General features: G+C 71.0%; 13 protein-coding genes. 9 read left to right on the top strand and 4 right to left on the bottom strand.

All coding sequences use genetic code 11. The annotated features are described in order from the left end of the window. Window positions 1-79: 79 nt before the first annotated feature. A complete protein-coding gene (locus VH112_06735) occupies window positions 80-2,929 on the bottom strand; it encodes an AAA family ATPase (GenBank protein HEX4539926.1) in 2,850 nt (949 codons plus the stop codon). A 245-nt stretch (window positions 2,930-3,174) separates the two neighbouring features. Between VH112_06735 and VH112_06730 the strand changes: the two genes are divergently transcribed. The 5 genes from VH112_06730 to VH112_06710 all read left to right on the top strand — a co-directional run bounded on the left by VH112_06730 (window position 3,175) and on the right by VH112_06710 (window position 8,097). Then, the gene (locus VH112_06730; protein HEX4539925.1) at window positions 3,175-3,975 is read left to right on the top strand and encodes an ABC transporter ATP-binding protein; all 801 of its coding nucleotides are present in this window, start codon (window positions 3,175-3,177) and stop codon (window positions 3,973-3,975) included. Continuing rightward, window positions 3,968-4,675, top strand: a complete 708-nt coding sequence (locus VH112_06725) for an ABC transporter ATP-binding protein (GenBank protein HEX4539924.1) — start codon at window positions 3,968-3,970, stop codon at window positions 4,673-4,675. The genes VH112_06730 and VH112_06725 overlap by 8 nt, the downstream gene beginning before the upstream one ends. Before the next feature lie 83 nt (window positions 4,676-4,758). Beyond that, window positions 4,759-5,637 (top strand): branched-chain amino acid ABC transporter permease, encoded by an 879-nt coding sequence (locus tag VH112_06720; protein ID HEX4539923.1) that lies wholly within the window; start codon window positions 4,759-4,761, stop codon window positions 5,635-5,637. A 3-nt stretch (window positions 5,638-5,640) separates the two neighbouring features. Next, window positions 5,641-6,702 (top strand): branched-chain amino acid ABC transporter permease, encoded by a 1,062-nt coding sequence (locus tag VH112_06715; protein ID HEX4539922.1) that lies wholly within the window; start codon window positions 5,641-5,643, stop codon window positions 6,700-6,702. A 117-nt stretch (window positions 6,703-6,819) separates the two neighbouring features. Then, window positions 6,820-8,097 carry an ABC transporter substrate-binding protein gene (locus tag VH112_06710; GenBank protein ID HEX4539921.1) on the top strand — a complete coding sequence of 426 codons (1,278 nt, stop codon included), beginning with the start codon at window positions 6,820-6,822 and terminating at the stop codon, window positions 8,095-8,097. A gap of 31 nt (window positions 8,098-8,128) precedes the next feature. On the opposite strand, the gene VH112_06705 is transcribed toward VH112_06710, so the two are convergent. Beyond that, a complete protein-coding gene (locus VH112_06705; protein HEX4539920.1) occupies window positions 8,129-11,509 on the bottom strand; it encodes an error-prone DNA polymerase in 3,381 nt (1,126 codons plus the stop codon). A gap of 107 nt (window positions 11,510-11,616) precedes the next feature. Between VH112_06705 and VH112_06700 the strand changes: the two genes are divergently transcribed. Genes VH112_06700 through VH112_06685 form a run of 4 tightly spaced genes read left to right on the top strand, consistent with a single transcriptional unit; the run spans window position 11,617 to window position 15,677 of the window. Then, window positions 11,617-12,897 carry an ABC transporter substrate-binding protein gene (locus tag VH112_06700; GenBank protein ID HEX4539919.1) on the top strand — a complete coding sequence of 427 codons (1,281 nt, stop codon included), beginning with the start codon at window positions 11,617-11,619 and terminating at the stop codon, window positions 12,895-12,897. After that, a complete protein-coding gene (locus VH112_06695) occupies window positions 12,894-13,508 on the top strand; it encodes a CPBP family intramembrane glutamic endopeptidase (GenBank protein ID HEX4539918.1) in 615 nt (204 codons plus the stop codon). Before VH112_06700 ends, VH112_06695 begins: the two co-directional genes overlap by 4 nt. After that, on the top strand, window positions 13,505-14,212 hold the full coding sequence (locus VH112_06690) for a hypothetical protein (protein HEX4539917.1): 708 nt from the start codon (window positions 13,505-13,507) through the stop codon (window positions 14,210-14,212). Before VH112_06695 ends, VH112_06690 begins: the two co-directional genes overlap by 4 nt. Before the next feature lie 19 nt (window positions 14,213-14,231). Next, window positions 14,232-15,677: a hypothetical protein gene (locus tag VH112_06685; protein HEX4539916.1), complete on the top strand. Its 1,446-nt coding sequence runs from the start codon at window positions 14,232-14,234 to the stop codon at window positions 15,675-15,677. A 2-nt stretch (window positions 15,678-15,679) separates the two neighbouring features. On the opposite strand, the gene VH112_06680 is transcribed toward VH112_06685, so the two are convergent. Both VH112_06680 and VH112_06675 read right to left on the bottom strand, forming a co-directional pair. After that, window positions 15,680-17,275 (bottom strand): DNA polymerase Y family protein, encoded by a 1,596-nt coding sequence (locus VH112_06680; protein ID HEX4539915.1) that lies wholly within the window; start codon window positions 17,273-17,275, stop codon window positions 15,680-15,682. A 3-nt stretch (window positions 17,276-17,278) separates the two neighbouring features. Next, window positions 17,279-18,001, bottom strand: a complete 723-nt coding sequence (locus VH112_06675; GenBank protein HEX4539914.1) for a hypothetical protein — start codon at window positions 17,999-18,001, stop codon at window positions 17,279-17,281. Between the last annotated feature and the right edge of the window lie 27 nt (window positions 18,002-18,028).

Here is an 18,028-nt window from a genome sequence, read left to right as displayed (position 1 = left end):
TGACGTCGGCGTCGCCCGCGTCGCGCAGCCTACTCAGGGGTCAGCGGGCGGGGACCTCCGGGACGATCGAGGTCCGCCGTCAGCCGACCTCATAGGAGCGGTCGATGGGGGGTCGGGGCGTGTTCATCAGCTGTCGGCGGGAGCGGATCCCGAGCTTGGCGTAGGCGTGCTGAAGATGTGTCTCGACGGTCCGGACCGAGATGGACAGCTGTTTGGCGATCGTCTCGTTGCTGGCGCCGCCAGTGGCCAGTCGCGCCACCCGCTCCTCCGACGGCGTCAGCCCCCGGCGTCCCGCGACGGGGCGGCGCCTCCGGCCCCCGGCCGCTCCCAGCTCCCCTCTGGCTCCCGACGCGAGCCACCCCGCACCGAGGGCCTCGGCCCGCTCGACCGCTTCAGCCAGCACGGGCCGGGCCCGAGCCGGCTGGCCGTGGTGGCGGAGGAAGCTGCCGTAGTCGAGCAGGGTCCGCGCCCGCTCGATGGGCATGGGGAGTCCGTCGTGCAGGGCGATGGCGGCCTCGTACTGACCTTCGGCCTCGTCGAGGCGGCCCGCGCTCGTGAGCAGCGCGGCGCGACCCGTGGCCGCGGCGATGAGCGGCCATCGACACGGGAGGGTGCTGGCCGCACGCTCGAGCCAGCGGATCAACCGTCGGGCGTCCTTCACCCTGCCGCAGAGGGCGTAGCTCGTGAGCGCGTCGCGCGCCCAGGGGACGATGCACGGTTCACCGATCCCCATGGCTGTCGAAAGCTCTTCGACCCTGTCGTAGAGCTGGCATGCCTCCTCGATGTCTCCCTCGCCGAGGTGCCGGGCGCCCCGCACGTGCCATAGCCACAACAGCGCCAGTTGCTCCCGGGCGGCGATCGCCGCGGGCTCGGCGTCGGCGCAGCAGGCGTCAGCATCCTCGAGCCGGCCCAGCTGGAGCAGGATGTAGGCGCGACGGGCGAGGGCGAACGGAGTGGTGACCGGTCGGTCCCCGGCACGCTCGCCGCCCCCCGCTGCCACGCGGGCCTCCTGCAGGCGCCCCAAGCGCGTCAGGCCATCGGAGCGGGTGATGCCGAGGGCGGTCAGGGCGGGCAGGTCGCCCGTCTGCTCGGCATTCGACCTGGCTACCTCCAGGACGCGCTCGGCCTCGGAGAATCGCTCGGTCCACGTGGCTACCCCGGCATACGAGTTGAGCACGAAGTTTGTCCAGCGACGACTGCCAGGATCGGTGAGCGGGACGTTCTCGACCAGCCTGGCCTGGCGCTCGATGGCGCCCGCACCGGATCCGTCGCCGGAGCGCAGGGCGGCGAAGCCCCATGCCGCCTCCACGCGGGCCCGGAGCTGGTCGTTGACCCCGCTCACCAGGTGGCGGGCCCGGACCGTGAGGTCGAGGGCGCGCTGGGGACCGTCGGTCGCCCAGCAGGCGATGGCTCGATCGAGCAGGGTCTCGACCGCCAGCTCGTCGTTTCCTTCCTCGCCGGCCGCGGTGGCCTCTCGAAAGCTGGCGTCGGCCCGAGCGTGGGCGCCCATGCTGAAGTGCGCCCAACCGATCAGGCGCAGAGCACGAGACTGAAGGGCGTCTCCAACATCACCGGCCTCGGACAGGACGCCTTCGATGATGTTGATCGCCTCGGGTGGCTGTCCCGCAATCAGCAAGGCCTCGGCGAGAGTGAGCCGGAGCTCCACCTTGGCATTACCGGCGGCCAGGTCGATGGCAGCACCGAGGTGCCCGACGGCCGTAGCCGCCGCCCCCGTCGCCAGCGCCGAACGGCCCAGCCGGTCGAACAGAGCGATCGCTTCGGGGTCCCCGAAGAGCTGCCCCCTGATGGCCTGCTCGGCAAGCCCCTGCTCGTACAGGCCCCGCCGCGACAGGACGCGAAAGGCCCGTGCGTGAAGCTGGACCCGCACGGGCGGCGCCATGCCGTCGTACAGGGCCTGTCGGAAGAGCGGATGGGTGACCTCGGCCACCCCTTCTCCCGCGTCGACGGCCAGACCGGAGCTCCACAGCGCCTCGAAGCAGCGCTCGGCCTCGCGGTCGTCGATGCCAGCCACCTCGGCGGCCAGGGACGGGGGGAAGCGCTCACCAAAGACGCTCGCAACCTCCAACAAATGAAGAGCGACACGATCGACACCGGCGAAGCGATCTCCGCCAATCGTCCTGTCTTCACCATCGGATATGACTGCGGCATTTCCCTTGCCATCCGACTCTTGTCCGATCTGCCGCCCCCGCGGGTCGAGCAGAAACGGGTTGCCTGCGCGTTCGCGGGAGCCGGCGATGGCAACCGGCGCAGGCGCCGCTCCACGGGCCCGTTCAGCGACCACGGCCCGAGCTCCCGGCTCGCGCCGCGGCGCCAGCCGCCGGTAGCTTCCGTAGCCGGCTCGCGCGAGGCCCAAGCACGCCTCCTTGGCGGCAGGTGGCCGCGGCCGGAGTGCGGCGATCACCCCGAGCGGCACGGTGGCGATCCGGCGGCAGATGAAGACGAGGAGATCGAGGGAAGCCAAGTCGGCCCAGTGGCAGTCGTCGAGCAGCAGCAGTGAGGGATGCTCCAGCCGCTCGAGCCAGCAAATTGCCTGGTGGACGTGGGCCACCCGATCGGGTGAGGAAGTACCTCCTAGCGGCGCCACCGCAGGCAGCGGATCGCGGCTGTCATCGATCTCGTCCATCGCGGCCCGGAGGAAGCCGAAGGGCTCGACGGCCTCGCCGATCTTTGCGACCTTTGCACCGACCCGGACGCCGGTCCCGGCGCTCCGGTGGGCCAGGTCCAGGAGAGCGCTCTTGCCCAACCTGGACTCACCGACGATGAAGAGCGAGTCCCCACAGCCTGTCCTGGCCCGCTCGACGACTTGGCCCATCGCCGCCGAAGCCCCGTCTCGTTCCCAGATCGCCGGGGCTCTTTCCTGGTGCGGCGCCGCCCCCAAACGGTCGCCAACATATTGATCGGATTCCACCTCCCCCCCGTGGAGATCCAGGAAAATTCCGACAGGCGGCGGCGCCGTCCATTTGGCCCTGATCTCCGCTTCCTCCCTCCAACACTCATTGTTATGCTGGTCACGTAACTTCTGCAACCGATGGTTTCCGGGCGCTTGGGGGCGGAGTGGACCAATCGGACCAGGGTCAAAGCGTGGTGTGCCCTCTCGGGTCTGGCTCTGTGACGCTGATGGGGACCCGCTCCAGGCGTGAGAGAATCGCCCCGATGGCCACTGGAGTCGGCCTGTCGGTGTCGGAGGTGACCGTCCAGTTCGGTGGCCTCACGGCTCTGGACGCTGTGTCCCTCGATGTCGAGCCGGGCGAGGTCGTCGGGGTCATCGGTCCCAACGGGGCTGGGAAGACGACCCTGTTCAACGTCATTTGCGGCTTTGTGCGACCGAGCCGCGGACACCTCGAGTACCGGGGCAAGTGGATCCGCCCACGCCCGTCCCGACTGCGTGCCATCGGGATCGCCCGGACCCTTCAGAGCGTCGGCCTGTGGCAGGGTTTGAGCGTCGTCGAGAACGTGATGGTCGGGAGCTCGGCGGGCCGATGGGGTGGCTTCGCCGCTTCGCTGCTCGGCCTCCCCCCTTCCGATCACCGCGACCGCGCCGTGCGGGCGAAGGCGATAGCGCTGCTGGACGAGCTCGGGATCCCCGAGACGGCGGATCTCTATCCGGGTGCGCTCCCCTATGCCGTCCAGAAACGCGTGGCGCTGGCGCGAGCCCTGATGATCGAGCCCACGATGCTGTTGCTCGACGAGCCGGCCAGCGGCCTGTCCGATGCCGAGATGAACGCGCTCGGCGATCGCATTCGGGCGCTGGGCCAGCGAATGGGCGTTCTCCTCGTCGAGCACCACATGGATCTCGTCATGTCGGTGTGCGACCGCATCGTCGTGCTCGATTTCGGTCGGGTCATCGCCACCGGCGGGCCCGATCGGATCCGATCCGACCCGGCCGTGACCGAGGCCTATCTCGGCGAGGAGATCAGCGACGACATCGCCACGGGGTCGGACGAGCATGCTTGAGATCCGGGACCTGTCGACCGCCTACGGCCCGGTGCTTGCCCTCGACAAGGTGTCGTTCGATGTTGCCGACGGCACGATCACGGCGGTGCTGGGCGCCAACGGGGCAGGAAAGACCACCTTGCTCCGCACCATCAGTGGATTGGTGCGCCCGAAAGAAGGGTCGGTGACCTACGGAGGCCACGACCTCACCCGGATGGGCGTGGAGGACATCGTGCGCCTCGGGATCAGCCAGGTCCCCGAGGGAAGGGGCGTGATCCAGGAGCTGACCGTCGAGGAGAACCTCCGGCTCGGATCCCTCTGGCGACGCGACCGGGGTGACCGGTACCGCGCCCTCGAGGAGGTGTACGAGCTCTTCCCGCCGTTGGCGGGCCGCCGCGGGCAGTCGGCGTTCACGCTCTCGGGTGGCGAGCGCCAGATGCTGGCCCTCGGGCGGGCCCTTATGGCCAGGCCGCAGGTGCTCCTCCTGGACGAGCCGTCGCTGGGGCTGGCGCCGCTGGTGACCGCGCAGATCATGGGGAGGCTCCGCCATCTGACCCAGCGGGCCGGCACGACCATCCTGCTCGTCGAGCAGAACGCCCGCAGCGCCCTGTCGATCGCCGACCAGGCGGTCGTTCTGTCGCTCGGCCGCGTCGTGTTGTTGGACCGCGCCAGCGCGGTCGCCGGGAACGCCGAGCTTCGTCATCACTACCTGGGCTTCTGAGGGGTAAGAACAAGAGCACCGGGCCGGCTCGAGCGATTGACAGCCGGGCGGGAGGCCGCCGCACGGAACAGGAGGGGGCTGAGATGCACCGCTTCGTGTCCTTCACTCTCGACGGGATCACGAACGGCATGATCTATGCCGCTGTCGCCATGGCCCTGGTGCTCATCTGGCGGGCTACCCGGATCGTCAACTTCGCCCAGGGCGCGATGGGGATGGTCACGACCTACGTGGCCGTCAGCCTCGTCGACCGGCACATCTCGTACTGGCTCGCCTTCACCGTGGCGCTGGTCGCCGGGCTCGTGCTCGGCGCCCTGGTGGAGGTGACGCTCATCCGGCCCGTCGAGAACAAGTCGCCGCTCGTCGCCATCATCGTCACCCTGGGCCTGCTCATCGCCCTGGAGGCGGGCGCGGCGCTGATCTGGGGCGGACGGTTCCGGTCCTTCCCGGCTCCGTTCTCGATCGTCGGGCTGAAGGTGGGGCGGAGCCAGATCGCGTTGTCGCCATTCGACATCTTCACGATCTGCGCCGTGCTCGTCGTCATGCTCGGGTTGCTCGTGCTCTTCCGCCGAACGTCGACCGGGCTGCGCATGCGGGCGGCCGCCTTCGAGCCCGAGGTGGCCCGCCTCCTCGGAGTGCGCGTCGGGCGGGTGCTCACCCTGGGCTGGGCCCTCGCAGCCGTGGCTGGCTCGCTGGCCGGCCTGCTGGTGGCGCCCAAGCTGTTCCTCTTTCCCAACAACATGGACGCCGTCCTCGTGTTCGGGTTCACGGCGGCCATCCTGGGCGGCCTCGACAGCCCCGTCGGCGCCCTGGTGGGTGGGCTCGTCATCGGGCTGTCGCTGAACTATGTCGGCGGCTATCTGGGCTCCGACACCGAGTCGATCGGCGCCTTCGTGATCCTGATCCTCGTCCTCATGGTCCGGCCCGGCGGCATCTTCACCCGCGTCAACCCGAGGAGGGTGTGAGCCATGACGACACCCACGGACAGTGGCGCCGGCGCCCCGGCGCGTGTGAGCCGACGACCGCCCGACTGGGTGCGGCTGCCGCGCCAGACGCTCCTCCGCCACCTCCTCCTTGCCGCCGTCGTGGGCTTGTTGGCGTTCTGGCTCAGCGACAACGTCGGCGCGTTCACCGACCTCCAGCTCAGCAACGTCGCCGCCTACACCATCGCCCTGGCCGGGCTCACGGTGCTGACCGGGCACAACGGTCAGCTCTCGCTGGGCCACGGCGCGTTCATCGCCATCGGCGCCTACAGCACGGGGCTGATCCTGGAGCACACCTCGCTGCCCATCATCGTCGTGCTCCTCGCCGCCATGGGCGTGACGGCGGTCGCCGGTGCCATCGTCGGCATCGCCGCGGCCCGGCTGCGAGGTCCCTACCTGGCCGGCGCCACGCTGGCCCTCGCCGTCGCGCTCCCATCGGTGGCCATCAAGTGGTCCTCGATCTTCGGTGGCGAGCAGGGCATCGCCGTGAACCCCCTGACTCCCCCGAGCTCGCTCGGCTTGAGCTTCCCGCCCGAGCGCTGGGTCGCGTGGCTCGCCATGTTGGTAGCCCTGATCGTGCTCGTGCTGCTCGCCAACCTCCTGCGGAGCCGGGTCGGACGGTCGTTCCGGGCGGTTCGGGACGACGAGATCTCCGCGTCCCTGGCCGGGGTGCACGTCGCCCGGACCCAGGTACTGGCCTTCGTCGTCAGCGCCGCCTGCGCCGGGCTGGCAGGGGCCTTCTTCGCCTTCAACGTGCAGCTCGTCGCCCCGGCCGGGTTCCCGCTGGCGCTGTCGATCGCCCTGGTCACCGGCATCGTCGTGGGGGGGATCGGAAGCCTCGTCGGAGCAGTGTGGGGCGGCGTGCTGCTCGTCTACCTGAACCAGGAGGCCACCGACCTGGCCAAGCATTTCCACATCTCGGCTGCGGCGGGGGCAAACGGGGCCCTCCTCGCCTACGGGGTGCTGCTGGTGGCGGTGATGCTGGCGTTCCCCGACGGGATCCAGGGGGGAGTGCGCCGGCTGGCGAGGTTAGTAACGAGACGGTAGCGGTGATATTACGAGAAGGTGACACTGACAGACTGCCACCTGTCGGCTCGCCGCCGACGGCTCTTAGTGGTGAAAGAAGGAACCATGGGGTGGACCGGTCAGGGTGGTCGAGCCTGCTTGCGACGGTTGCTGGCGCCGGCGGTGGTGGGATGCGCCGTCGCCTTGGTGGCGGCGGCCTGTGGGGGCGGGTCGTCGAGCCCCTCGTCCTCCTCGTCGGGAGGCGGCGGCGCCAACACGGCCTCGGCTCCGGGGATCACCGCCACCAACATCACCATCGGGAGCCATCAGCCACTCACCGGAGTGGCCGCCCCCGGTTACGACGAGATCGCACCGTCGTCGAAGGCGCTGTTCGACGACGTCAACGCCCACGGCGGTGTGAACGGCCGCAAGATCACCTACACCTACCAGGACGACGCCTACAACCCGACCCAGACCGCCACGGTCGTGCGCAGTCTGGTCCTCCAGGACAACGTGTTCGGCATCTTCAACGGGCTGGGCACGCCCACGCACCTCGCTGTGCAGCAGTTCCTCAACACCGAACGGGTGCCCGACCTGTTCGTCGCCTCCGGCTGTGACTGCTGGAACAACCCGGGCAAGTTCCCGTACACCTCCGGCTACCAGACCGACTACACCATCGAGGGCAAGATCACCGGCCAGTACGTCAAGAACACCTTCCCCGGCAAGAAGGTCGGCTACCTGTACCAGAACGACGACTTCGGCCAGGGCGGGATCCAGGGCCTCGACCAGCAGATCCCCAAGTCGTCGGTGGTGACGCGCCAGAACTACGTGCCGACCAACCTCGACGTCGGACCGCAGGTGGCCGCCCTCCAGGCCTCGGGTGCCCAGGTGGCCGTGCTCTACACCGTGCCTCCGTTCACCGCCCTGACCATCGGCGCCGCGGCCAAGATCGGCTACCACCCGCAGTGGGTGACCTCGAGCGTGAGCGCCGACCCGACCACGGTGGGCAACCTGCTCAAGGGCACCTCGATGCTCGAGGGTCTCGTGAGCAGCTCGTACCTGCCGTCGCCGAACGACACGTCGAATCCCTGGGTCCAGACCTTCATGCGCATCCACAACCAGTACGTGCCGAACCTTCCGTTCGACGGGAACACCATCTACGGCATGTCGGTGGCCTACACCTTCGTGAAGCTCATGCAGCAGGCAGGCACCAATCCCACCCGCCAGAGCGTGGTCAACGCGCTGAAGACGGCCAACCTGGCCGGTCCCGGGCTGGTCCCCATCAGCTACTCGTCGACCTCGGGCTTCACGGGGGTGCAGATGGGCACGATCACCGGGGGCAAGTTCGTCCTGAGCGGGCCGCGCTTCACTGCGACCGACAACGGGCCGATCGGGACGTTCAACGGCACCCAGCCCCCGCCGCCCTCCAACCTGTAGCCGGCGGCGTCGCTGCCGCCCGGCGCGGCCGTCACCGGAAGTCGCGCGACGGGGTCGACGGCCCGACCGTGAGCGACAGGGGGGAGATGCGGTCGGCGACCACGTTGACGACTCCTTCGACGCGCTCCAGCCGGCCCCGGACGAGGAGGGCGGGCGCAGACCGGGCCGCCTGGCGGTAGCGGCTCCAGGCACCCTTCGAGCAGATGACGTTGATGAGTCCGGTCTCGTCCTCCAGGTTCAAGAAGGTCGTGCCCTGGGCCGTCGCCGGGCGTTGGCGGTGGGTGACCACGCCGCCGACCAGGACCCGGCTGTCGGGCTCGGCGTCGGCGAGCCCCGCCGCTGTCGTCGCACCCCACGCGTCGAGCTGGTCACGGACGAGCTCGACGGGATCGCCGGTGGGTGACAGACCGGTGGCCCACAGGTCGGCGGCCATCTCCTCCGCGGTGGTCATCTCGGGCAGGGTGGGAGCCCGGGCTCCGACCACCACCCCCTCGAGGCGATCGGGGGTGGCCTGGGACACCGCTCCCGCGGCCCACAGCGCCTCCCGCCGGGAGTGCTTCGGGAGGGCTCCCGCCGTCGCCAGCGCCTCCAGCTGCACCCGGGACACGCCCGTCCGCCGCACCAGGTCCTCCATGTCGGCATAGGGCCGACCGGCGGCGATGCGCTCCGCCATCTCCAGGCCGATGGTGCGCACGTACTCGAGACCGAGTCGCACCGCCGGCCGGTCCGGTTCGGCACTGGCCTCGAGCGTGGCCTGGCCCGAGCTGGCGTTGACGTCGGCCAGCCGCACCTCCACGCCGTGGCGGCGGGCGTCGGCGACCAACGTCTTGGGCGACCAGAAGCCCATGGGCTGGGCGTTGAGCAAGGCCGCACAAAATGCCGCCGGGAAATAGTGCTTGATCCACGCGCTGGCATAGACCAGGTAGGCGAAGGACACCGAGTGGCTCTCGGGGAAGCCGAAGTTGGCGAAGGCGGCGAGCTTCTCGTAGATGGCGTCGGCGACGTCGCCGGTGATGCCGCGCTCGGCCATCCCCCCGTAGAGCCGGGCGCGCAGCCGTTCCATGCGCTCACCGGAGCGCTTCGAGCCCATGGCCTGGCGCAGCTGGTCCGACTCGGCGCCGGTGAACCCGGCCACGTCGATGGCCATCTGCATGAGCTGCTCCTGGAACAGGGGCACCCCCAGGGTCTTTTCCAACGACGGCTCGAGCAGGGGATGGAGGTAGGTCGCCGGCTCGAGCCCGTTGCGTCGGCGGATGTAGGGATGGACCGAGCCGCCCTGGATGGGACCGGGACGGATGAGCGCCACCTCCACCACCAGGTCGTAGAAGTGGCGGGGCTTGAGCCTGGGCAGCGTGGCCATCTGGGCCCGGCTCTCCACCTGGAAGACGCCCACGGTGTCGGCCCGGCACAGCATGTCGTAGACCGCGTCCTCCTGAGGGAGCTCGGCCAGGTCGACCTCCACCCCGTGGTGATCGCGGACCAGGTCGATGGCGCGGTGGATGGCGTTGAGCATCCCCAGGCCCAGCAGGTCGAACTTCACCAGGCCGACGGCGGCGCAGTCGTCCTTGTCCCACTGCAGGACGCTGCGGCCCTCCATGCGCGCCCACTCCACCGGGCACACCTCCACCACGGGCCGGTCGCAGATGACCATGCCGCCCGAGTGGATGCCCAGGTGGCGGGGAAAGTTCTCCACCTGGGCCGCCAGCCCCATGACCGGCTCGGGTATGTCATGGGCCGACCGGCCGTCCGGACCGACGGCGCCGGCCGTGGCCTCGAGCGGCCCCCACCGCTCGATCTGCTTGGACCAGGCGTCCAGCTGGCCGGAAGCGTGGCCCAGAGCCTTGCCCATGTCGCGCACGGCCGAACGGGCCCGGTAGGTGATGACGTTGGCGACCTGGGCGGCGTTGTGGCGGCCGTAACGCTCGTACACGTGCTGGATGGCTTCCTCGCGCCGATCGCTCTCGATGTCGATGTCGATGTCGGGAGGACCGTCCCGCTCGGGGGAGAGGAAGCGCTCGAACAGCAGGCCCAGCGAGACGGCATCCGCGTTGGTGATGCCGAGGGCGTAGCAGACCGCCGAGTTGGCGGCCGACCCCCGCCCCTGACAGAGGATGCCCTGCTGCCGGCAGAACTCCACGATGTCCCACACCACCAGGAAGTAGCCGGGGAAACCCAGCCCCTCGATGACCGACAGCTCGCGATCGAGCTGCGCGTAGGCGCCCGGTACCCGCTCGGCGCCCCGAGGACCGTAGCGACGCGCCGCTCCCCGCTCGGTCAGCTCGACCAGCCAGCTCATCTCGGAATGACCCGGCGGCACGGGGAAGTCGGGCAGGCGCGGCGCGACCAGGCGCAGGTCGAAGGCGCAGTCCCGTCCCAGCTCGGCTGCCCGCTCCACCACACCCGGATAGCGGGCGAACCGCCGGGCCTGCTCCCTCCCCGAACGCAGGTGGGCGCCGGCTGCCGCCGGCAGCCACCCGTCGATCTCGTCCAGCGAACGTCGGGCCCGTACCGCAGCCAGGGCGGTGGCCAGGCCCCGGCGGGCGGGGGTGGCGTAGTGCACGTTGTTGGTGGCGATCAGCTCCACGCCGTGGGCGAGGGCCAGGTTGGCCAGAGCGTCGTTGCGCGCCGTGTCCAGCGGGTCGCCGTGGTCCCACAGCTCGACCGCCAGGTTGCGGCGACCGAAGGCGTCGGTCAGGCGCCCCAGGGCCCGCCCCCCCGCCGAAGGGCCGGCTCGGACCAGGGCGCTCGGGACCTCACCTTTGCGACAGCCGGTGAGCACCATCCAGTGACCCCCGTGGGTCTCGGCGAGGGTGGTCAGGGACACGACCGGCTGGCCCTTCTCCCCGCCGGCCAGGTGGGCCTCGCTGACGACCCGGCACAGCCTGGCGTATCCCTCGGGATCGCGCGCCAGCACGACGAGATGGTGGCCCTCGGGATCGGCGGCGGCCTGGCGGTGACCCATGGTGCCGGCGGGACCGGGACGGCGGCCTCTGGTGTTGGGCCGTCCCCCGGTCCGCGGTGCCGGCCGAGCCAGGTCGAGGGTGAGCTCGGCCCCGAAGACCGCAGGCACACCAATGGCCTCGGCGGCCTCGGCGAAGCGGACCACCCCGTACATGCCGTCGTGATCGGTGAGGGCCAGCGCCTCCAGCCCGAGCCGGTCGGCCTCCTCGACCAGCTCCTCGGGGTGCGACGCCCCGTCCAGGAAGCTGAAGTTCGAGTGGCAATGCAGCTCGGCGTAGGGGACCGGGGCGTCGCTCCGCCGGGACGGCGGCGGGGGGCGGTAGGGCTGGCGCTTGCGGGACCAGGCCGGGCTGTCGCCCCCGTCGGCGTGGGCCGGGCGGTTGGGCGGTCGGCCGTCGGACAACCGGCGCTCGAGCTCGGACCAGGGAATCGGAGGGTTGCGCCAACCCATGGGGCAACCCTAGGACGGTCAGCCGCCAGAGTCGAACGCACGTTCGATCCGACGGCTTCGGGTAGACCTACGTCGTCCTGCCCAGATCATGGCGAAATGAGGAGCCCGTGCTGCCACTCGTCCGGCGCCCGCTTCCACCCCTCCGGCGAGCGCTTGCCGCCACCGTCGTCCTGGCGAGCGCCTCCTGGGGCCTGACCGCGTGCAGCCATCCCCCCTCGACACTGCGACTCGGTGCCGTCTTCCCGCTGCACGGACCGCAGGCCCCTTCGGCGACCGAGGAGTGGCGCGGCGTCAAGGTCGCCGCCGACCTCGTCAACCAGGACGGTGGTGTGGGAGGCCGACGGATCAGCCTCGACGTGCGAGACCTTGAGACACGGGAGGGCGCCACCAAGGCCGTCTCTTCACTGCACGACGACGGCGTCCCCGTCGTCCTCGGGGCGTACTCATCACAGCTGTCGATACCGGCGGCCACGGCGGCCTCGGACTCGCGGCTCGTCTACTGGGAGGCGGGAGCGGTGGCCGATCGCGTCACGGGGCAGGGCTCGCCCTGGGTGTTCCGCGTCGGGGCGACGGGCTCGAACCTCGGCGCCAACTCGGCCCGCTTCGCCGCGACTCAGCTCGTGCCGCGGCTCGGGCTGGCGCCGTCGAACACCCGAGTTGCTGTCGTGTGGGAGAACGACGCCTACGGCCAGTCAGTGGCCGACGCCGCCGTGGCCACGGCGCAGGCCTCCGGGCTCCAGGTGGTCAGCCGCACGACCTACGACGCCTACAAGCCCGACTGGACCTCGGTGATGGCACAGGTGGCCGGCGCTCGTCCCGACATCCTGGTCCTGGCCTCGTACATCCCCGACGGCGAGGCATTCCGCCGGGCCATGCTGGCCCAGCACGTCCGGGTGGGCGCCATGATCGGCTCCAGCATGGCCGAGTGCATGAGCAACTTCGGCGATGACCTCGGTCCGCAGGCCGTCGGCGTGTTCGCGTCGGACCGCCCGGGCGGCGGCTTCAACCCCGGCGCCCTGAGCCCGACCGGCGGGCGCGACTACGAGCGCTTCGCCGCCGCCTGGAAGGCCCAGACCGGTGGCGCCACACCCGACGAGGAGGCGCTCGCCGGCTTCAGCGCCGGCTGGGCTCTGTTCCACGACGTCCTGCCCAGGGCCCGCACCTTCAGTCCCAGCGATATCGCGGCCGCGGCCCGGCAGACGGTGCTGGCGGAGGGGGAGCTGCCGAACGGCGCAGGGCTCCATTTCGCCAGCGACCGGTCCCACGAGGGACAGAACCTCCTCGCCGCCGCCGTCATCTGGCAGTGGCAGGCCGTTGGCCATAGCGTCGTCGTCTGGCCGCCGACCTATGCGACGGGCGCGCCGGCCATGGTGCCGCTGCCGGCGTGAGCCGGCCCGGGAGGCTGGCCCCACCGCAGAGCGTCGTCGCTCGGCGGCGCGCGAACGCCGTCGAGCTGCTCGCCGTCCTGGGCGCGGCGCTCGCGCTGCGGCTCCTCGTTGCCGGCCCGGCCGGTGCCGCGTCGGAGCTCGGCGCCGCGCTGTTCGCGCTGCTGTTGCTCGCTGCCGTCGCGGGGGCGGGCTGGCGCCCTGGTCGCCTGCGGCCGAGCGGTCTGGCCTGGGGACTCCTCGGTGCGCTGGGCCTCGTGGCGGGACCGGCGCTCCTGCGGTTCGCCGGGCCGCTGCACCCATCGCTGCATCTGGCGGCGTCGAGCTTCCCACTCTGGGCCCTGGTCGCGACCGGAGTCGCGCTGGGTGAGGAGCTGGTGCTGCGCGGCGCGCTCTTCGCCGCCATCGACGAGGCCGTGGGCGTGAAGACGGCGCTCGTCGTGACCACCATCGTCTTCGCCCTCGTCCACGTCCCGCTGTATGGGGTGCACGCGCTGCCGCTCGACCTCGCCGTCGGGCTGTTGCTGGGAGGCCTTCGGGTCGCCAGCGGAGGCGTGGCTGCTCCGGCGACCGCGCACGTGCTCGCCGACCTGGCTGGGTGGTGGCTCTGGTGAGCGTGAGCCGACGACAGGTGGGCCTGGGAGCGCTGGCGGTGGCGGCGACGTTGCTGGCAGTCTTCTGGACCACCCGGGAGTGGGACGCGGGTCCGCCGATCTACGACGGTCTTCCGCTCCAGACCGAGCCCTACCGGTTCCTGCAGCCCACACCCGGACAGGCAACCACGGCGCCCCCCACCTCGGCCTCGGAGAACGTCAAGCCGTCGCTTCAGGGCCTGCCGTTCATCGCCAACACCAACGAGTCGCCACCCCAGGCCGAGCTGCAAGCCGACCCCAACGCCCTCGCCATCCCGCCATCGGTGCCGAACCTCACGATCACCATCACCCCCGTTCCCCCTCCGGCGCCCATCCCCAACGGCCGGCTCGACGGCAACGTCTATCGCATGTCGATCACGCTGCCAGGAGGGGTCCCTGTCGCCGTACGACCGGGCAGGCACGTCACGGTGTTCCTGCGAGGCACCGGCGTCAATGGCAAGACGGTCATGGACCGCTTCAGCGCCGGCCGGTGGTCTGCCTTGCCGACCCAGATCCCCGGTGCCGGCTTCCACTCCGCCGACTCCGACCAGCTCGGCGACTTCGCCCTTGTCCTGCTGCCCGGATCGGCCGGGCTGAGCGGCGGCGTCACCGCCGGCATCGCCATCGCCGTGGCCCTGGTAGTGATCGGCCTCCTGCTCGTGATCGTTCGGCTGCTGCGCCGGTAGCTACCATCGGGACCCGAGCATGTTGTCTCCCCCCCTGATCTTGGCCCACGCCTTCGGGGCCCGGTACGACCTTCCGGTTCCGCTGTACCTGTTCGTCCTCGGCGGAGCGGCCGTCGTCTTTGCCTCCTTCCTGCTCGTCGTGCGGCGCGAGGTGGCCCCCGCCGATGGGGCCACGACCGGGGACGGCGGCTACGTCGTGCCCCACCGGCCGCTGCTCGGCGGCCTCGGCCTGCTGCTCCTCGCCTTCCTGATCTACTCCGGCATCTACGGGTCACAGGAGATCGCCGAGAACATCCTGCCCACGATGTTCTGGCTGATCATCTGGATCGCGGTGCCCATCTCGTGCGGGGTGTTCGGGGACTGGACGCCCTGGGTCAATCCGTTCGCGACCATCGCCCGGCTGGTGGATCGTCCCGCGCTCCGCCAGCGCCTGATCGGTGGACCGGCCCTCTCCTGGCCCCGCTGGCTGGGGTTCTGGCCGGCGACGCTGATCTTCTTCCTCGTGGCCAGCGGTGAGCTGATCTACAACGGCTGGGCGACCAGGCCGATCGTCACCGCCGTGGCTCTGATCGTCTACGCCTTGATCAGCGCCGTCGGCGGCCTGCTGTTCGGCGCCGAGGTGTGGCTCGAGCAAGGCGAGATGTTCTCGGTGCTGTGGGCGACGTGGGGGCGCCTGGGCTACTGGCGCTTCGGGCGGCCTGGACGACGAGGATTCCTGGGCGGCGTGGACCAGCCCTTCGAGTCGTCGATCAGCAGGATCACCTTCGTGTTCCTGATGCTCATGTCGGTGACCTTCGACGGGCTGCTGGCCATCCCGGCGTGGAAGCGGTTCCAGGGCCAGCTCCCTCACGGGTTCACGGTGGGATCAGCGGGCTACGTCTTCGTGGCCATGGTCGCCTTCGCCGTGCTGGTTGGGCTGGCGTGGATAGTGTTCGGCCTCTTCGCCAGGGGTGTGCGGGACGTGGGCCACCTGGACCTGTCCGTACGGGAGACCATCGGCCACCTGCTTCCGTCGCTGCTACCCATCTCGTTCGGCTACCTGGTTGCGCACAACTTCCAGTACCTGCTGGTGAACGGACAGCTCCTCATTCCGCTTGTCGGCAAGCCGACCGGCACATTGCAGTGGCTCCCCGCCCCGTTCAACGATTCATACGTCGTCCACAAACAACCCGTGCCCTCGGGCGTCATCTGGTACCTCCAGGTGGCGTTGATCATCGCCGTGCACATCGCCGCCGTGTTCATCGCCCACCGCCACCTCGCCGGTGTGGCCCGCACCAAGGTCCAGGCGGAGCGCTCGGAGTGGCCGTGGATCTTCGCCATGGTCGCCTACACCATGACCAGCCTGTTCCTGCTGGCCCAGCCCATCGTCAAGGAGAGCAGCAGCAAGAGCGCGGCGCCTGCGGTGCACAGCGTGCCGGTGGCCAACGCCGTGGCGGCGCCGAGCGGCGTCCCCCCACCGGGCTGAGCTCAGTCGTAGGTGGCCTCGACGCCCCAGCAGCCCGCTTCCAGTGCCAACAGGTGGGCGCAGCCGTCGGCAAGCACCACCTGGAGCCGGGCCCGGCGGCGGTGGGCGGCCGGGTCCCACCATCGCTCGTCGGCCGGCCACGGTCCCGCCCAGGCTGCAACCTCGGTCCAGGGTCCGCCGGCCACCGACAGCCGCGCCGGGGCAGCGCTGACCACGCCCCGCCCTGTCACCTCGATGGCGCGACCGTCGCCGTCGAGGACCTCGGCGACGAGCGACCGGCCGTGCACGACGGCGGGCGCCGGAGGCGGCACCCTCCCGGGCCACGGCGGCGCTGTCCTGTCGGACCGGCTGTCCTCGCGCTGGTCACCCCAGGGCACCAGCCGGACCTGCTCCTTGGGACTGCGGCCGCCGACCAGCATTGCCGTGACCACCGCCTCCGGCCCCAGCAGGCCCTGCACGCGGGCCAGGGCTCGGGCCGTTCGCTCGTCGACTCCGGCCTCGCCGCCCCAGAACCCGAGCTGGCGTCCCTGATCGGGGACCACCTCGTCGGGCAGCAGCCGTAGCAGGGTGAGGCCCGCCGTGGGCCGGGCGGCGGCGGTGCCGCTCAACCAGCCGTCGAGCTGCCAGCGCACACGTTCGGTCATATCGGCGGGAACGAACGGGCCGTCATGGGTCCACAGGCGGCTCAGGTGCTCGCCATGCTCGGTCTCGGCCTCGATCCGCAACCGGTGACAGGCCATTCCCAGTCGGACCAGACGCTCGTGCAGGTCCTGGGCGAGAGTCCTGGTTGCGAACGCGGCCGTGTCGACCCGGTCGACCGGTGGATCGAGCTCCACCGAGACGACCAGGTCGGGCGGTGGCTCCCGTCCGGCCAGGGAACCCTCGTCGAGGCCCCGCGCCAGGCGCTGGGCCAGAGCTCCCTCGGGCCCGAACCGGGCCAGCACGTCCGCCGTCGGCAGGGTCGCGAGCTGGCCAAGGGTGCGGATGCCGAGGCGCACCAGGAGGTCGGTCAGCTGTGTCGTCGGGCCGGCCTCCCGGGCCCGGCCTGGCCGCTCGAGAACGGCCACGGGGAAGTCGGCCAGGAACGCCGCGCTCCGCCCGGGCGCCACGATGATGCCCGGACCAGCGGCCAAGGTGGCGGCGAAACGACCGTCGGCGATGCCGACCCCCCAGTAGGGACTGGCCCGGCCGATGGGTCCAGTCGGCACCAGCCGGGCGATCGCATTCGCCACCGCCGCTCCGATCCGATCGATCAGGGCCTCCTCCCCACCGAAGTACCGAGCCGGCCCCCGGGTGGGAATGGCGCAGGTGCCCGGCCGCGACACCTCCACCTTCGGCCCGAACGCCTCGACGGCCGTCACCACTGGTTCGAAGGAGCGAGTCTCCTGACCAATATCTCGCTCGATGACCGTCAGACCGGGACAGCGGCTCTGCGCCTCGCGACGGCGCAGACCGATCCGGACGCCTTCGGCCCTGGCCGCCACCGAAGCCGCCTCGACCCGATTGGCAAAGACCACGGCAGCCGCGATGTCAGCCGGGACACCCGCCGCCGTCACCGGCCAGTCGGGACACGACGCGACCAGCGTCCGGGTCGCCATCGCTCAACCCGCGGTGACTGCTGGTTCGAGCAGCGCGGGTGCGAGTGGCACCTGCTGGTCGAGGGCCACCTCGCCGTCGGAAGAGGGCAGCCACAGGCGGGCCATGACCGGCCGCGCCGCTGCTCCTCTGCCCTCGGCCACCACCTCGACCTGGCGGCCCCGAAGACATCCATGCCCGTCACCGAGGCCGGTCCAGCGACTGGCCGTCACGGCCAGACCGACATCGGTCACCCCCGGCCAGGCCCTCCGCGGTCCGGCCCGATCGCCCGCGCCCACCCCACCGGCCAGGACCACCAACGCCGCTCCTCGCTCCCGGGCCCGGCCGGCCAGGCGACGGATGTCGGGGGGCCGTACCCGGCGCGGGGGCCGGAAGAGAACGGCGTCGACGCCGTCGAGCAGCGCTGCCACCACGGTCATCCACCGGTCCTCGGGCGCTGGGACCAGGGCGAGGTGGGACACATCGACCCCGAGCTCGGTCGCCCCCACCAGTCCCAGATCGGGAACGCCCACCACCGCGCACCACGATCCCTCGACCGTGGCCCGGGCCAGCAGGGCCAGCGCCAGCGAGGTGGCGCCTCCCGCCGGTCCGCTGGCCACCGTGGTCGTGCTTCCACGCCGGATACCCCCGCCGGGCATCAGCCCGGACAGCGCGGGGACCACCTCCAGCCGCTGCTCGCCGGCCAGGGACACGGGACGCACCCGCCGGGCGAGCTCGGCCAAGGCCATAGAACCTGAATCCTACGGCCGTCGGCA

The organism is Acidimicrobiales bacterium (genome assembly GCA_036270875.1).
GTDB lineage: Bacteria > Actinomycetota > Acidimicrobiia > Acidimicrobiales > AC-9 > AC-9.
The sequence above is the reverse complement of the archived record's forward strand: the minus strand, read 5'-3'. Positions and strand labels throughout refer to the sequence as shown.

Excerpts from the sequence above, each read along its gene's own strand:
- VH112_06730 (HEX4539925.1), top strand. The coding sequence starts at position 3,175 with ATGGCCACTGGAGTCGGCCTGTCGGTGTCGGAGGTGACCGTCCAGTTC.
- VH112_06725 (HEX4539924.1), top strand. The coding sequence starts at position 3,968 with ATGCTTGAGATCCGGGACCTGTCGACCGCCTACGGCCCGGTGCTTGCC.
- VH112_06720 (HEX4539923.1), top strand. The coding sequence starts at position 4,759 with ATGCACCGCTTCGTGTCCTTCACTCTCGACGGGATCACGAACGGCATG.
- VH112_06715 (HEX4539922.1), top strand. The coding sequence starts at position 5,641 with ATGACGACACCCACGGACAGTGGCGCCGGCGCCCCGGCGCGTGTGAGC.
- VH112_06705 (HEX4539920.1), bottom strand. The coding sequence starts at position 11,509 with ATGGGTTGGCGCAACCCTCCGATTCCCTGGTCCGAGCTCGAGCGCCGG.
- VH112_06685 (HEX4539916.1), top strand. The coding sequence starts at position 14,232 with ATGTTGTCTCCCCCCCTGATCTTGGCCCACGCCTTCGGGGCCCGGTAC.
- VH112_06680 (HEX4539915.1), bottom strand. The coding sequence starts at position 17,275 with ATGGCGACCCGGACGCTGGTCGCGTCGTGTCCCGACTGGCCGGTGACG.
- VH112_06675 (HEX4539914.1), bottom strand. The coding sequence starts at position 18,001 with ATGGCCTTGGCCGAGCTCGCCCGGCGGGTGCGTCCCGTGTCCCTGGCC.